Raw genomic sequence first — 15,196 nt, 5'->3', positions numbered from 1 at the left:
CGTGTGCCGTTCATCGGTTCTGCAGGGTATCAAGAGCAGCATCCAACGCCGTAACCGCCTCGACGACCGTTCTTACCGTCGCCCGATCAAACTCATGATCGCGCTGAGCGTCGTGCACACCGCTATTGAGGTAACCCCATTCAATACTCGTACCGCTGACATTGAGCAGCCGGACCAACGCCCCTACGGCATCCGGCGCACCCGCATGTTGCGCCGCGATACGCTCGACGGCCGACCGCAACTTGGTGCATTTATTGTTCAGCTCCCAAGGCGCGCGGGGCCCGCTCAGCTTGATGTCGATCCGGCCGTCCGCCCGCCGACCCAGCCACGTCCACAGGCGGTCCGTCAGACTCTCCAGCGCCGGCCGGGCCTGACGCAGTGCCTCGCGTTTCTCGTCAGCCGCCAACGCCTGCTGGGCCAGAAGAACATAGTTCTTCGCTGGCGGGTCGCTGTCGACCCGCAGTTCGTGCTCTCCCTGATGCGGGAGAAACTTGTAGCGCTTAATGGCCGCGGCGCGGCGCACGCCCAACTCCTGCTGGATGCGGTGCAGGAACTCCTCTGCGTGCGAGGTGAGGATAACCTGCTTGCCGTGGAGCAAACCGTCCTCGAAGAAGGTACGCCAGATGCCATCGCGATGGTCGTCGTCGATCGCGTTGACGACGTCATCGAATATGACCACGGGGCAGCCCTGCGCGAGGTTCTTGGCAAGCAGAATCGCCAGGCCCAGGCATTTGATGTGCCCTTCGCTGAAGACGATCAACGCGTCGTAGCGCGCGCCCGGCTCGCCGGCGAACTCCACCTCGATCTTGCCGTTCTCGGCCACGGGCAACCACAGCGCGTGCAGCAGATCGCCGGGCGGATCGGCCCGGTTGAATGCGTTGTAGAGATGGCGGGCTTGGTCTCCCAGCCCCTGTAGCAGAACCCCCGGCAGAGCGGTCAGGTATGCCTGAATCTCGGGCAGGAAGCCGTCGTAGGCGGCCTTGACCCGCTGATGGTGCACCACCACCGGCATTTCGTCCGTGGCCGCCTGGATCAGGCCGCGGTTCGCGTCGTCGAATTGGGCCACGGTTTGGCGGGCGGCCGCCAGCTCCTGATCCGCAGTCGTGCGCATGGTCCGCAGCCGTTCGATCTCCAGCTGATGCTGTTGCAGGCGGTCCCGCTCCTGGGCCATCGCGCCGCGCTGGGCATTCACGTCGCGCGCCTGCGCGTCGAAGCCTTCGATGATCTGTGCGATCCGTAAGAGGGCTTGCCAGGCGCGCTGGTCCCCATTCACCCCGCCGCCGAGCCAATTGCCCGCCGACGTGGGAGGCAGCAGTGGCAGGCCCGCGGCCTGCGATTCGGCAGGACAAGCGACCCCAGCCGCCGCCACCACGCGGCGCATTTCGTCACACAGCGCTCGGACCGCCTCGCTCAACTGTGTCCGATGCCCGGCCTCCTGCTGCTGCAGGACGGCCAGTTGCGCGAGCTGCTCCAGGCCCATTCGCGCCCTGGCGAACGGGTCCTGCGCCACGGCGGCCAGTTCGGTTCCACATGCCGGACACGCGGTCGCCCCGTCCGCCAACGCTTGCACGGCCTCGTAGAGCTTCGCGTACGACACCTCGCCGGCGCGGGCCGCGAGTTGCGCGGAAGACGCTTGCCACAGTCCCTGGACGCGGTAGGCCTCTGCCAGCAACGCTTGCAGGCGGGCCTGGGTCACCTCGTGAATGGCAGGCGGGTTGGCGTCCAGCTGAGCCTGGACATACGGTAGCCGTCCTTGCTGCTGCGGCGTACCCAGCAGCCAGTCCACGCAGGTTTGATAGGTCGCGCCAGGTGACATGCGCTGCGCCAAAGCTTGTTCCAGGCCCTCGACCGCTGCGATCTTCTGCGGGTAGGCGGCGATGGTCTGTTCGGAGTTCGCCAACTGCAGGCGACGCTGCGCCAGCTGCGCCGCCTGCACGCCGGCAAGCATCAGGTCCTGATCGAGCGAGGGGTTGAAGCCGCGCACGAACTCGCTGAACTGGTCCACGCCGAACAGGGTGGCGATGAGCTGGCGCTGATCGCTCGGGGTCCGCGCGGCGATTCGGGCGAAATCGTCGAGGCGGTTCTTCTCGATGAAGCAGAAGCGATACTCAGCTTCGTCGGGCTGGACGGCCTGCGCCTCGCCCGCCGCCGTAGACGACAGGACTGGCGCGATGTGGCGGCGCAGGCGAGCGTTGTTGCAGTACGTCCGCTGGTCGACCCGCTTGGCCTGCGCTTCGCTGATCGAACCGAGCATCGCCACTTCCAAGGCTTCGCAGAAGCTGCTCTTGCCGGTGCCGTTGGCACCGTAGACCAAGGTGATGTCATGGCTGAGGTCGAACGTCTCCTGCCGCATGAATCCTCGAAACGGCCCGACTTCGAGCTGGTGCAGTCGCCCGAGCGCCGGTCCGTTTTCGGGGCCGCGCGCGTCCCCGTCGTAGGCGACAGGCATCTGCGCCAGATGCGCGATGGCCAGCGGCGCCAAGCGCGTGGAGCGCCCCCGGCGTGCAGCACCGACCTCGGCCAGTGGCTGCAGGTGATCGAGCACCAGGTGCGCCAGCCGGCGCACGTCGTCGTGCACGTGCCGCTGCGTCAAGTGCGCCAGGAACCGGTGGTACTCCGAACGTATGCTTGCCACAGCGACCCCTCACTTGGTCAACCACTGACCGTAAGCCTCCACATCGATCATGGGGACCGTTCCACTGAACTGAAGCTGCGCGATCAGCTTGAAAAGAAACGCGGTCGCCGGCTTGTTTTCGTTGGTGTAGCTGTACGCGCCGCTGGCTTGGTCATAGAAAAAGTGCCCGTGGGCGGCAACGCATCCGATGTCCAGACGCCCCTCGGTGAGGTTTGCGTTCAGCGCCTTGTCCATGGATGGGCCCAATGCAGGACTCCATTCGCTCTCGAAGGTGAGCAAGCCACCCAGAATCGGAATCAACGGCTTCGCTGGGTAGGTCCCGCCAGCGTGCGGGATCGGCAGGCTCGTGCGGTGCAGCCTGCGCACACTGGCGACCTTCTCCTGGGCATAGGCCACAAGCCCCGCGTCAGCCGTCTGCTTGGCCTCGAACACGGCGTACACGCTTTCGGCTGGAATGATCGTCTCGTTCTCGTAGGTGAAGATAAAAGGCGAATATTGCCGATCAAACACCACCACATCGATCTGCTGGCTGAAGTTCCCCAGGCTGTCCACCACATGCGCCTTCGCCGCCTGGTACCGTTTGGGCAGATAGGTATCCAGCATGTCGATCCAGACGTTCTCGCTCGCATCCCCCTTCGTACCCGGGTGACCGAAGGTCTTGCGTACTACGGACAAGCGCTGCTGGATGTCTTCATGCAGGGACGACAGGAGCTGGGAAAGCGACCACTGGGACATGCTGTACCTCGATGGGACGTGTATGGAAGCCGATGGAATCAGGACAGTGGGAACTTGGGGCCAAACAGTGCGCGCCAGGCGCGAAGCGCTTCGATATTGCGACCACGACGCGCGTGGTCGATGGCGATGCTTGCGTCCTGGCTCGCCTGGAACAGCAGCTGCTGCGCGCGCTGCTTGCGCGCGGCATCCATATCGTTGCTGATCGCCGGGCCAAGTCCGGCGGGATCCGGCCACTCGTCATGAACACGATCGGCAAGCGTGGCAAAGAACGACTGGATCTCGCGATCGAACGATCCTCCCCAGCCGCCGTAAAGACACTCAAGGGCCATTACCTCGATCAGGAACGAGGGCTTCACCGGCTTCTGATCGCCGTGCTTGGGATTGTTGTTCCAGTACTTCACCATGCGCACGAGACCTTTCCACTCATTGCCATAGGCTTGGTGCGCTGCGGTCGCCTTGTCCTTATGGATCTCCGGGTCCGTCTTGATCCACTTTCCGGACGCCGTATCGGGGATCTCATACTGGTCGCCGGTGTCGAATGCGGGCACCGCATCCACGCTGACCACCCGGTAGTCCGTGTTGTCCTCCGCGTCGATGTGAACACCGAAATCCACGTTGATCGAGCGCGCCTGTTTGCGCACGGCCGCCGAACCGTATTTCTCCACCAATGCAGAGTGGAAATCATCCAGCACTACCGATGCGGCCTTGCCGTGGTAATGCTTCTCCGAGTCCTTCAGCACGAAGAAGATGTCGATATCCTTGAGCGGCTTCGTCTTCGTGTATCGAGCATAGGACCCGGTCAGGAAGCTGCGCGCAATGCCGAACTTGGTCTGCAGGTAGTCCCGCACTTCGTTCTGGCGTTGCGAGGCATTCTTCTGTTCGCGTTCGTTGAGTTCCAGACGCGACTTGAACTTGCGAAAAGCTTCATCGATCGACAGCATCAGCGTTGCCTCCAATATCCGGCCTGACCCGCCAGGCCGCTGTGTTCGACAGTCGAGCCTAGGCTCTGCTTGACCATTCCATCCGTCGAGCGATAACTTCCTTTGCTCCACCCCTCCACATCAGGCCGCCCTGGCTTTGTATCGAGCATTAACTTGTACTTGGCCTGCGATGGCAGCAGCCCAGCTTTCTTGATCGCGTACTTCAACTGCTCGGTATCTGTCCAGAAGCTGCCGTCGCCATCGGACCACCCATACACGATGTCGATATCCCATCGGGTCACGAGTTTGTCGGTTGCCGGGTTGTAGATCTCCAGAATCACCTTGCGCAGATCACCGGTCCCGAGCCACGTCTTGATGGCTCGGGTATTGCTCTCCCAGCGATCCGCGAAGTGCTCGGGGTCCAGCCCACTGAGCAGGATGATGTCTTTCAAGCTCTTGAGGATGTTGTCGGTCACATAGGTAACCGAGTGCGTGTACGAGTAGGTGGCGACGGTGCTCATGACTTGAGGAAACCTCCGAGGTCGAGCGACAGCGCTTGTCCAGCATCGGCCTGCGCCTGCGTGGCAATTCCTTGGCTCAAGTCCCGTGCAATGATGCGAGAACTGTGCTTTTTGAGCGCGGTTTGCACCCAGCCGAGCTGCTCCTTCGGACACGGCAGCGAGACTCCCCAGTCTCCCTTCAACGGCTCGAACCCCAAGACTTCTTCGTTGGCATCATCACCATCGATCGCGTCTTCGTCGAAGAGGCAGTAGATCCTGGTCCGTGGTCCATCGCATGTCGCAACGATGGGCGCGCTCTTGGGTGCCTGGTCGGCGATCAAGCTGGCGGCCACGCCCGCCACGGCCCTGAGTTCAGAGCGAGCCGTGCCGTCCTTGCCCTGAGTGAGCAGTTCGACAATGGCATCCCACGTCTGCAACGCATCGCGGTGCGGCGAGCTGCGAAACGTCCGGCTGACAACGGTGGTCATTTTTGCTTCCCTCCTTGAAGGCGCATTTGCGTTGCCTGTCGTATCGCACTGCGCAGGTGCTCTACGGAAAGCTTGTTCGGATCGATAGCCACTTGCGGGTCGGCCGCGAGGGCGTTGGCTACGACCTTGCGAATGGCCCGACCATCCAATCCGACGCACTCGCCAGCGCACGCGTCGAACTGGTGAGCCGAGGAAAGCTTGCCAATCCCCGGAAATGTCTTTGCCAGGCCATTCAGGCAGTCCACCAGGATCTGCTTGCAGGCATCCTTGCCGGGCAGTGGCACCTCCATCACCATGTCGCAACGAGATAGGAAGGCACTGTCGACGGCCTGTGGGAAGTTGCTGGTGGCCACGAACAGCAGATGCGGGTTGCGTTCGGCCAACATGTCCAACTGCACCAACACCGCGTCGGTGGCCCGGTGCACATCAACCGGGTTGGCTTCCAGGCTGAGCTTGGCTCGATCAGCCGCAAGCGTTTCGACCTCGTCCAGAAGGACGATCGTCGGGCCCGCCGCTGCGGATTCTGCGATCGATTGCGAGAACAGGTCTGCCACGGCGCGTTGAGTCTTTCCCATTGCAGAGCTCGTCAGCGTGTGAGGCTCTACTTCCAGCAATCGAAACTTCGCAGAAGAAAAAGATTCGGCCACACGATGCGCCAAGCCCCGTGCCAAGGAGGTCTTCCCAGTCCCCGGCGGGCCGACCAACAAGATCACGCCGTGCAGGGGGAGTACCGTGCGCTCCACCTTGGGGCGCACCGTGAAGTTGACGATCGCCTGTGACAGCAACTGCTTCTTGAGAGCTTCGTCCATGACGATGGAATCCCACAGGGCGCCCAGCGACGTGTCCGGCAGCTTCCAGCTTCGATGGATGCCTTTCGGCAAAGTGGCGTCTGATGAAGGATTCTTGGTCATCCGTGGCTCTCGGCGGGTCAGAGAATGGTGCGATAGGTCGCCAGCACCTTGGTCGTTTGCACAAGGCCCTGGCGCAGCAGGATTTCGAGATAGCGGTCCACCTCGATCGGCGGATGCTTGAGTTGGGCACGCTGGCGCTGCGCAGCCGACACCACGGCGGCCGCGTCCAGATCCAGTAGGTTGTCCACAAACTCATCGGGGTGCTGCGATTCGATGCCGTACGGAGCCAGCAGATCGTTCGGGAAATCCCGTTCGTTGAACGTCACAATCACGCTCGCACCGCAGCGAATCGCCGCAGCCAGGACGTGCCGGTCGTCCGGATCGGGCAATGTCAGGCCTGCCACGAGCGCTTCGTAGCCCTCCACCAAGCCGTCCGGAATTGCCCGGTCCATGAGATCCGACGTCCTGTCGACCTGAACCCGGGTGAGATCGGGGCGGTTGATCAACAGGTTGCGTTTCCACTCCTCATGAATGGCTTGGCTCCACCGCGCCCGGAAGCGGCCAGACAGGCCGAGCCACATCAGGAAATCCCGCAGTGGCGCGGGATATAGAACGCACGCGTCGTAGACGGCGGTGAATGGGGAATGCCTCATTCGTATCCCATTCCCAACTCTTGCGACTGCTGAGCGAGTTCGGCCATCGCCTGCTCACTGGCGCGCTCGCGCGCTTCCTTGTACTGCATCAGATCGGCGAACCTCACCCTGCGGTGCTTGCCGGTGCGATGAAATGCCAACACCCCATCTTCGAGCAGCTTGACGAAATGGGGACGGGACACGTTGAGCAAGTCCGCCGCCTCTTGGGTCGTCAGCTCTGCATGGACGGGCACCACCTTTACTGCATTGCCATCGGCCAACTCGGCCAGGATGTCGACCAGCAGGCGTAAAGCCGAGGTAGGCAGTTCCACCTGATGAGCCTGTTTGTGGTCATCAAAGATCTGGATGTGCTGCGTCTCGAACTGGGTTGCGAGGTAAGCCGCCAAGGCACGTTGACCCTGGACGGCTGCCTTCACCTCTCCCGCGGCGGGAAGGGTCATCTTGGATTGGGCAGTGGCGGTGGTCATGGGTAGCTCCTAAGCGAAAACGGTTGCAGAGCCGATCATATTCGAAATACTCGAAAAACGCAATAATCGAAGCGCGACCCGTGCTTTTGTAGGTTCGCTCGCAGCATGCCCAATCCGGTCGTCCGCCAGTTCCTATTGTTTGCGGCCTGAAACAGCCCTGATCTCCACGATCAACCCATTGCTGATCACACAGGAATGGCGCGATGGTGGCTTCGATCTGGCTGCGCGCCGCGCATCGCGGCGTGCCCACTTGTTTCGTGACGGCCCTCGTGCTGGGCCAGTCCCCGATGGCATTGGCCGAGTCCCCGGCGCAGCGCCAGGAGTTGGTCGCCGCGCTGCGCCAGCTCGACGCGCTGGAACGCACCGTCGCGGACAGCGCCGCGCATGCCCCCATCCAGCCGGGCGAGCGCTACCACTTCGATTACCCACGGCTGCTGGCTGACCTGGCGCGCGTGCGCGCCGGCATCCAGTTCCACCTGACGCCATCACGCGCTCAGCCGCGCGACCCCTCCGAACTGGCCGGCGACTACCGCACCGAGCGGGCCGCTTCGCCATCGCCGAAGACGACTGCGGAGGGCGAGCAATGAACGGCGCCCAGGTCTCGGCATTTCAAGCCAACAGCGGTATCGCGCCTTCCGCGATGGCGACCGTCCTGGTCGGCGTCGTGTTCGCGGTCCTGCTCGTGTGGGGCGTCTGGGCCATCCGAACGGCCTATGTGGGGTGGTCCGAGAGCCGCCTCAACCAGCGCCAGTTCCTCGGCGTCTGCATCCGCTTCGTCGCGATGTACCTCGTCCTGAGTTTCTTCCTCCTGTCCTGACATGAAAGGCCCGACCATGCACAACCGCAACCTCACTTCCCGTTTTGCCCAGCGCGCCGCCGTGGCCCTGGGCGCCGCCGCGCTGCCCGCACTGTCGTTCGCGCAAGGTCTGCCGCAGTTGGAGAACCCGACGCGCGGCACCGGCAACGGCATCATGGAGACCATCCGCAACTACGGCTACGACATCATCATGCTCGTGGCCCTGCTGGTGGTGGCGTCGATGTTCATCGGCGTCTGCTACCACGCCTACGGCACCTACGCGGAGATCCACACCGGCCGCAAGACGTGGGGCCAATTCGGCCTCACGGTCGCCATCGGCGCCGTGCTGCTCGTGATCGGCATCTGGCTGCTCACCGAAGCCACCGACATCCTGTAAGCGAGGCCGGTATGTCCGAGCAGCAGCACGTCCGTGCGGACGGGACGGTCACGTTCCTTCCGCACCGGCTCAACCGCCATCCCGTGGTCGTGCGCGGCCTCACCGCCGACGAGCTGTGGATCTGCTGCGGCCTGTCCGGCGCGGCCGGCCTGCTGGTCGGCGCGCCGCTTTCGTGGGTGTTCCGCACGATCGCCATCGCACCGACGTTCGTTGTCCTGGGCGTGGCCTTGGGCGTGTTCATCGGCGGCGGCATCCTGCGCCGCCTCAAGCGTGGGCGCCCCGACACCTGGCTGTATCGACAGTTGCAGTGGCGCATCGCAACGCGCCATCCGCTGATGGCCGGCTGGGTGGGCGGCCACGTGCTGATCTCGCGCTCGGGCTTCTGGTCCACCCGCAGGAGCATGCGATGAGCCGCTTCAAGAACGAGATCGCCCACCTGCAGGCGCACATCAAGACCTTGCGCCTGGGCGCGGGCGCGCTGGTCATTGTCGCCCTGGTCATGGGCGGCGGCTGGTGGAGCGCGCCGCGCGACCTGACCATCCACGTCCCGCCCGACCTGCGCTCTGGCAGTACCCGCAAGTGGTGGGAAGTGCCGCCCGAATCGGTCTATGCGTTCACGTTCTACGTGTTCCAGACGCTGAACCGCTGGCCGACCAATGGCGAAGAAGACTACTCGCGCAACCTCCATACGCTCTCGCCGTACCTCACCCCGTCCTGCCAGGCCTTCCTGCGGGCGGACTATGACTACCGCCGCTCCACGGGCGAGCTGCGTCAGCGCGTGCGCGGCATCTACGAGATTCCCGGCCGCGGCTATGGCGACGACCCCACGGCGCGCGTGCGCACCGTATCCGATCGCGACTGGGTGGTGACGCTGGACATCACGGCGGACGAGTACTACGGCGCCGAGCAGGTCAAACGCGCCCTGGTGCGCTATCCGATCAAGGTCACGCGGGTGGACGTCGATCCCGCCCGCAACCCGTTCGGCCTGGCGCTGGACTGCTACGAAGGCGCGCCCCAGCGCATCAGTGCACCGGAGCCGGCGCGCCCGGCGCCGAGTGACCTGAATCCGCAAGCGCCTCAAGGAGGAAACACCCCATGAAGCATCCTGTACTCGCGCTGCTGGGGCTACTGGCCGTGGCCGCGGCACCCGTCGCCCAGGCGGTGGAGATCCTGCGTTGGGAACGCATGCCACTGGCAGTGCCGCTGAAGGTCGGTCAGGAACGCATCGTATTCATCGACCGGAACGTGCGCGTGGGCGTGCCCGCAGGCGTGGGCAAACGCCTGCGCGTGCAGAGTGCGGGCGGCGCGGTGTACCTGCGTGCCAGCGAGCCGATCGAGCCCACGCGGTTGCAACTGCAGGACGCCGACACGGGCGCGCTGATCCTGCTGGACATCGCAGCCGAACCGCCCAAGGACGGGGAAGCCGAGCTGGAGCCGGTGCGCATCGTCGAGGGTGACAGCGCACCGGGACGCTATGGCGAGCAGGCCGACAGTGCCGAGGCCCCGGCACGCGCCCAGGGCCAGGCAGGTGCGCGGACCGCGCGGCGCGAAACTCCGGTCCCTGTCGTGCTGACGCGCTTCGCCGCGCAGAACCTCTACGCACCGCTGCGCACCGTCGAGCCGCTTCCGGGCGTCATGCGGGTCAACCTTCCCCGCGACCTCGACCTGGACACACTGATGCCAACGCTGCCGGTGCGCGCGGCCGTGCTCGCGTCGTGGCGCCTGGAAGACCAATGGGTGACTGCCGTGCGCCTCACCAACACCGGCGCCGACTGGGTCGCGCTCGACCCGCGCGTGCTGCAAGGCGATTTCCTCACCGCCACCTTCCAGCACGAGGCGCTGGGCCCGCGCGGCACGACCGAGGACACGACCGTGCTGTACCTGGTCACGCGCGGCCGCGGCCTCGCGCAGTCGCTGCTGCCGGCGATTCACCGCTTCGACCCTGCCGTGCATCTGCCGCAGCCGGACGGCGACGAGAACGCCAAGGAGGCCCGCCATGCGCAGTAACGGCCTGCTCAAGTGGCTGATGATCCCTGTCGCCATCCTGGTGCTGTTCGCCGGTATCCGGCTGTTCTCGGGTGGAGGCGGCACGGCGCCACCCGCGGCGGACAACGGCGCCCAGCTCACGCCCGAGGAAATGAAGGCGCTGGGCATCGAAGGCGACACCCCGCGCGACACCGTGGCGACGCTCGTTGCCCAAGTGAAGCAGTTGCGCACCGAGCTTCAGACCGCGCTCTCGGACAACAAGTCGCAGCGTGAAGAGAACCAGCGGCTGCGCCAGCGCGAGAACTCCATCGACCAGCGCATCAACTCGGCGCTCGAATCCGAGCGGTCCAACCTGCGCCGCGACCAAGAGCAGGCGGCCAGCGCGCGCCAGCAGACCGAAGGGCTGCTCGCCGACCTGCAGCGGCGCCTGGACAGCATCGGCGGGCGCGGCGGCGGCCATGCGGACCTGCCCGTGGGCCTGGGGCTGCAGGGCGGCGACGAGGCCGGCATGGAGGGCGGCGTGCGGTGGGTCGAGCCGGACGACGCAAAGCCCGCCGAGGGGCGCAACGGGGGGCGTGGCGCGAGCGGCGGCATGAGCTTCCCCACGAGCTTCGGCCCGGCGCAGAGCACGCTCGAAACCACCGCTGAAACCGTGGCCAACGCGGGCGCCCGCGCCGCCGGGGTCAAGAATGCCAAGCCGGTCTATACCGTGCCGACCAACTCGACGCTAATGGGATCGGTGGCGATGACGGCCCTGATCGGCCGCGTGCCGATCGACGGCACGGTCAACGATCCCTATCCGTTCAAAGTTCTGGTCGGGCCGGACAACCTGACCGCCAATGGCATCGACATTCCCGACGTGGCCGGCGCCGTGTTCAGCGGCACCGCCTCGGGCGACTGGACGCTCTCGTGCGTGCGAGGTCAGGTGCGCAGCATCACGTTCGTCTTCAACGACGGCACGATTCGCACGATCCCCGAAGACCGCGAGGGCAACCAGCAGAACAACCAACAGCGCGACGGCTTGGGCTGGATCAGCGATCCCCACGGCATTCCTTGCGTCAGCGGCGAGCGGCGCAGCAACGCCCAGCAATACCTCGGCTCGCAGGCCCTAATCACCGCGGCCGGTGCCGGTGTGGCCTCGCTCATCGAGAGTGGCAGCGGCCGCATGTCCTATGTCGGCTCGGACGGCTCCATCGGCACCGTGGGCATCACCGGCCAAGAAGCGGTCGGCCAGATTCTCGCGGGCGGTGTCCGGGACATGTCGGCCTGGGTCAACAAGCTCTACGGCCAAGCCTTCGCCGCCGTCTATGTCCAACCCGGCGCCAAGGTTGCCGTCCACCTCGAAAAGCCGTTCGCCATCGACTTCGATCCCGAAGGCCGCAAGGTCGATCACCGCGCAGGAGAAAGCCATGCCCTTGAACTTGACTAACCTGGCCCGTGGCCTAGCACTGGCCCTCGCCGTCGCGGTGCTCGCCGGCTGCGCCACCAGCAAGGAAAAGCTGTTGACCCACGGTGACCGCACGATGATGGACATCTGGCAGCAGGAGGCCGGCGACGGCGGTGGCGCAGCCGGACGGAACGCCGGCCGCCAGTTGCTCGATGCGCGCCAGAGCCTGCGTCGGCCCCTGACCGACGCCGACGTGCAGGCCGCACCTGTCGAGCAGATGCGCTACACGCGCACCGCGCGCAATGAGGTTCACCGCCAGTTCCAGCGTCTGCCCAATCCCGATCTCGTGATGTACGTGTACCCGCACCTGGCCGGCACCGACCCCGTTCCCGTGCCGGGCTACACGACGGTTTTCCCCTTGTACCAGCGCGTGCAGTACGCGATGCCTGGCGAGAGGACGGAGGACTACTGATGCGGTGGAAACTTCCATGGCCGAAGCTGGCTGCCGTCAGCGCCGAAGACACCGCCGCCGACGAGCAGCCGGACGGCTGGCAGCGCCACGTCGAGGCCTTGCAGCAAGCCGGCATCCCCGAACCCGGCGCCGCGGTCCAGGGCCGCAAGCCGGCGACCGTGGCCGACGAGCAGGCGCTGTACGACGTCGCACCGTCCTTCGTGGAACTGCTGCCCTGGGTGGAGTTCTTGCCCGAGTCGAAATCGATGCTCCTGGAGGACGGCCAATCGGTGGCCGCCTTCTACGAGCTGGTGCCGCTGGGCACCGAAGGCCGGGAACCCGGCTGGCTCGCGCATGCCCGCGACGCCCTGGAAAACGCGCTTCAGGACAGCTTCGATGAACTGGACGAGAACCCGTGGGTGCTCCAGCTCTATGCCCAGGACGAACCGAGCTTCGACCAGTACATGCAGACCTTGCGCGATTACGTGCAGCCACGTGCGCGCGGCTCGGCGTTCACCGAGTTCTACCTGCGCTTCTTCGGCCACCACCTGCGCGCTGTGGCCAAGCCCGGCGGCCTGTTCGAGGACACGGTGGTCACGCGGCTGCGCTGGCGCGGCCAGACGCGGCGCGTGCGCATGGTGGTGTACCGCCGCGCGAGCGGACAGGGACAGGCAAACCGCCGCGGCCAGACACCCGAGCAGATGCTGGGCATCGTCTGCGACCGCCTGTGCGGCGGCCTGGCGAACGCCGGCATCCAGGCCCGGCGCATGGTCGCGGCCGACGTCCACGACTGGCTGCTGCGGTGGTTCAACCCGCGCCCCACGCTGCTCGGGCCTGGGGTGGAGGACCGGGAGCGCTTCTACGCGTTGGCGCGCTATCCGGACAGTACCGAGGAAAGCGAGGCCGGCGAGATCGAGCTGGCGAGCGGGCGGGATTTCAGCCAGCGGCTGTTCTTTGGGCAGCCGCGCTCGGACGTGGCGCAAGGGGCCTGGTACTTCGACGGCATGCCGCACCGCGTGCTGATCACCGACCGGCTGCGCATGCCGCCCGGCACCGGGCACCTGACCGGCGAGACCCGCAAGGGGGACGCGATCAACACGCTGTTCGACCAGATGCCCGAGGACACCTTGATGTGTCTCACCATGGTGGCCACGCCGCAGGACGTCCTCGAATCGGACCTCAACCATCTGGCGAAGAAAGCTGTGGGCGAGACGCTGGCGTCGGAGCAGACGCTCAAGGACGTGCATGAAGCCCGCTCCCTGATCGGCAGCGCGCACAAGCTCTACCGGGGCACTCTGGCGTTCTACCTACGCGGGCGCGACGAGGCGGAACTGGATCGGCGCGGCCTGGACCTCGCGAACGTGATGCTCAACGCCGGCCTGCAGCCGGTGCGCGAGGACGACGAGGTGGCGCCGCTCAACAGCTACCTGCGCTGGCTGCCGTGCTGCTACAACCCCGGCAAGGACCGGCGCCGGTGGTACACGCAACTGATGTTCGCCCAGCACGCGGCGAACCTGTCGCCAGTATGGGGCCGCGCCCAGGGCACGGGGCATCCCGGCATCACGATGTTCAATCGCGGCGGCGGCCCGATTACGTTCGACCCCTTGAACAGGTTGGATCGGCAGATGAATGCCCATCTGTTTCTATTTGGCCCCACCGGCTCGGGGAAGTCCGCCACGCTCAACAACCTGCTGAACCAGGTGACGGCCATCTACCGGCCGCGGCTTTTCATCGTGGAAGCCGGCAACAGCTTCGGCCTGTTCAGCGACTTCGCCAGGCGCCTGGGCCTGACCGTGAACCGGGTCAAGCTGGCCCCCGGATCGGGCATCAGCCTGGCGCCGTTCGCCGACGCACGCCGGCTGATCGAAACGCCCAGCGACGTACAGACGCTCGATGCCGACGCGCTGGACGAAGACCTGCCCCCCGATGCCTCGGCCATGGAAGCGGACGAGCAGCGCGACGTGCTGGGCGAACTGGAGATCACAGCGCGGCTGATGATCACGGGCGGCGAAGACAAGGAAGAAGCGCGGATGACGCGGGCCGACCGCTCGCTGATCCGCCAGTGCATCCTCGACGCCGCCGAACATTGCGTGGCCGAAAAGCGCACCGTGCTCACGCGCGACGTGCGCAACGCGCTGCGCGCCCGTGGCCAGGACCCGACGCTGCCCGAGATGCGGCGCGTGCGGCTGCTGGAGATGGCGGACGCGATGGACATGTTCTGCCAAGGCACGGACGGCGAGATGTTCGACCGTGACGGCACGCCGTGGCCCGAGGCCGACATCACGCTGGTCGATCTGGCGACCTATGCCCGCGAGGGCTACAACGCGCAGCTCTCCATCGCCTACATCAGCCTGATCAGCACGGTGAACAACATCGCCGAGCGCGACCAGTACCTGGGCCGGCCGATCGTCAACGTGACCGACGAAGGTCACATCATCACCAAGAACCCGCTGCTCGCGCCCTATGTCGTGAAAATTACAAAAATGTGGCGCAAGTTGGGCGCCTGGTTCTGGCTGGCGACGCAAAACATCGACGATCTGCCGCGCGCCGCAGAGCCCATGCTCAACATGATCGAGTGGTGGGTGTGCCTGTCGATGCCGCCGGACGAAGTGGAGAAGATCGCCAGGTTCCGCGAACTCTCGCCGGCGCAGAAGGCGCTGATGCTCTCCGCACGCAAGGAAGCGGGCAAGTTCACCGAGGGCGTCATCCTCTCCAAGAGCATGGAAGTGCTGTTCCGCGCCGTGCCGCCAAGTCTCTACCTCGCGCTCGCGCAAACCGAGCCCGAGGAGAAGGCAGAACGCTACCAGCTCATGCAGCAGCACGGCGTCAGCGAGCTGGATGCCGCCTTCAAGGTGGCTGAGAAGATCGACCGGGCACGTGGCATCGAGTCGCCGACCCTGGACCTGCCCTGAATCTGCCGTACACCGGAG

17 protein-coding genes are annotated in these 15,196 nt (G+C 65.4%); 9 read left to right on the top strand and 8 right to left on the bottom strand.

Annotation, left to right across the window (positions count from 1 at the left end; translation table 11 throughout):
* Positions 1–10: 10 nt before the first annotated feature.
* The 8 genes from HMPREF2914_RS25855 to HMPREF2914_RS25820 are packed head-to-tail and all read right to left on the bottom strand — an operon-like array spanning position 11 to position 7,249.
* Entirely contained in the window at positions 11–2,635 is a 2,625-nt protein-coding gene (locus tag HMPREF2914_RS25855; protein ID WP_003116812.1) for an AAA family ATPase, read from the bottom strand.
* A gap of 9 nt (positions 2,636–2,644) precedes the next feature.
* Complete coding sequence (gene nucC / locus HMPREF2914_RS25850; protein ID WP_003050273.1) at positions 2,645–3,370, bottom strand: CBASS effector endonuclease NucC; 726 nt, start codon at positions 3,368–3,370, stop codon at positions 2,645–2,647.
* Between the two features lie 38 nt (positions 3,371–3,408).
* The gene (locus HMPREF2914_RS25845; protein WP_003105624.1) at positions 3,409–4,311 is read right to left on the bottom strand and encodes a CBASS oligonucleotide cyclase; all 903 of its coding nucleotides are present in this window, start codon (positions 4,309–4,311) and stop codon (positions 3,409–3,411) included.
* A complete protein-coding gene (gene cap7, locus HMPREF2914_RS25840; RefSeq protein WP_003090159.1) occupies positions 4,311–4,811 on the bottom strand; it encodes a type III CBASS phage resistance system CD-NTase-associated protein Cap7 in 501 nt (166 codons plus the stop codon). Before cap7 ends, HMPREF2914_RS25845 begins: the two co-directional genes overlap by 1 nt.
* On the bottom strand, positions 4,808–5,278 hold the full coding sequence (gene cap8, locus HMPREF2914_RS25835) for a type III CBASS phage resistance system CD-NTase-associated protein Cap8 (protein WP_003105626.1): 471 nt from the start codon (positions 5,276–5,278) through the stop codon (positions 4,808–4,810). The genes cap7 and cap8 overlap by 4 nt, the downstream gene beginning before the upstream one ends.
* Positions 5,275–6,189, bottom strand: coding sequence for a CBASS system CD-NTase-associated protein Cap6 (locus HMPREF2914_RS25830; RefSeq protein WP_003105629.1), 915 nt, complete (start codon positions 6,187–6,189; stop codon positions 5,275–5,277). Before HMPREF2914_RS25830 ends, cap8 begins: the two co-directional genes overlap by 4 nt.
* Before the next feature lie 17 nt (positions 6,190–6,206).
* Positions 6,207–6,782 (bottom strand): PIN domain-containing protein, encoded by a 576-nt coding sequence (locus HMPREF2914_RS25825; RefSeq protein ID WP_003109777.1) that lies wholly within the window; start codon positions 6,780–6,782, stop codon positions 6,207–6,209.
* Positions 6,779–7,249, bottom strand: a complete 471-nt coding sequence (locus tag HMPREF2914_RS25820; RefSeq protein ID WP_003050245.1) for a helix-turn-helix domain-containing protein — start codon at positions 7,247–7,249, stop codon at positions 6,779–6,781. The genes HMPREF2914_RS25825 and HMPREF2914_RS25820 overlap by 4 nt, the downstream gene beginning before the upstream one ends.
* Positions 7,250–7,452: 203 nt before the next feature.
* On the opposite strand from HMPREF2914_RS25820, the gene HMPREF2914_RS25815 reads away from it, so the two are divergent.
* The 9 genes from HMPREF2914_RS25815 to HMPREF2914_RS25775 are packed head-to-tail and all read left to right on the top strand — an operon-like array spanning position 7,453 to position 15,178.
* A complete protein-coding gene (locus HMPREF2914_RS25815; protein ID WP_003105635.1) occupies positions 7,453–7,836 on the top strand; it encodes an integrative conjugative element protein, RAQPRD family in 384 nt (127 codons plus the stop codon).
* A complete protein-coding gene (locus HMPREF2914_RS25810) occupies positions 7,833–8,066 on the top strand; it encodes a TIGR03758 family integrating conjugative element protein (protein ID WP_003050225.1) in 234 nt (77 codons plus the stop codon). Before HMPREF2914_RS25815 ends, HMPREF2914_RS25810 begins: the two co-directional genes overlap by 4 nt.
* Positions 8,067–8,082: 16 nt before the next feature.
* Positions 8,083–8,442 (top strand): TIGR03745 family integrating conjugative element membrane protein, encoded by a 360-nt coding sequence (locus tag HMPREF2914_RS25805; protein ID WP_023980178.1) that lies wholly within the window; start codon positions 8,083–8,085, stop codon positions 8,440–8,442.
* Between the two features lie 11 nt (positions 8,443–8,453).
* Positions 8,454–8,852: a TIGR03750 family conjugal transfer protein gene (locus HMPREF2914_RS25800; RefSeq protein ID WP_003105639.1), complete on the top strand. Its 399-nt coding sequence runs from the start codon at positions 8,454–8,456 to the stop codon at positions 8,850–8,852.
* On the top strand, positions 8,849–9,541 hold the full coding sequence (locus tag HMPREF2914_RS25795; RefSeq protein WP_003105641.1) for a PFL_4703 family integrating conjugative element protein: 693 nt from the start codon (positions 8,849–8,851) through the stop codon (positions 9,539–9,541). The genes HMPREF2914_RS25800 and HMPREF2914_RS25795 overlap by 4 nt, the downstream gene beginning before the upstream one ends.
* Positions 9,538–10,449: a TIGR03749 family integrating conjugative element protein gene (locus HMPREF2914_RS25790; RefSeq protein ID WP_003105643.1), complete on the top strand. Its 912-nt coding sequence runs from the start codon at positions 9,538–9,540 to the stop codon at positions 10,447–10,449. The genes HMPREF2914_RS25795 and HMPREF2914_RS25790 overlap by 4 nt, the downstream gene beginning before the upstream one ends.
* Positions 10,439–11,857 (top strand): TIGR03752 family integrating conjugative element protein, encoded by a 1,419-nt coding sequence (locus HMPREF2914_RS25785; protein ID WP_031691871.1) that lies wholly within the window; start codon positions 10,439–10,441, stop codon positions 11,855–11,857. Before HMPREF2914_RS25790 ends, HMPREF2914_RS25785 begins: the two co-directional genes overlap by 11 nt.
* Positions 11,838–12,287, top strand: a complete 450-nt coding sequence (locus tag HMPREF2914_RS25780) for a TIGR03751 family conjugal transfer lipoprotein (protein ID WP_003109775.1) — start codon at positions 11,838–11,840, stop codon at positions 12,285–12,287. The genes HMPREF2914_RS25785 and HMPREF2914_RS25780 overlap by 20 nt, the downstream gene beginning before the upstream one ends.
* Positions 12,287–15,178 (top strand): conjugative transfer ATPase, encoded by a 2,892-nt coding sequence (locus tag HMPREF2914_RS25775; RefSeq protein ID WP_003105079.1) that lies wholly within the window; start codon positions 12,287–12,289, stop codon positions 15,176–15,178. The genes HMPREF2914_RS25780 and HMPREF2914_RS25775 overlap by 1 nt, the downstream gene beginning before the upstream one ends.
* Positions 15,179–15,196 lie beyond the last annotated feature (18 nt).

It is taken from the genome of Pseudomonas sp. HMSC067G02, from assembly GCF_001813485.1.
In the GTDB taxonomy this organism is placed as follows: Bacteria; Pseudomonadota; Gammaproteobacteria; order Pseudomonadales; family Pseudomonadaceae; genus Pseudomonas; species Pseudomonas aeruginosa.
The sequence above is the reverse complement of the archived record's forward strand: the minus strand, read 5'-3'. Positions and strand labels throughout refer to the sequence as shown.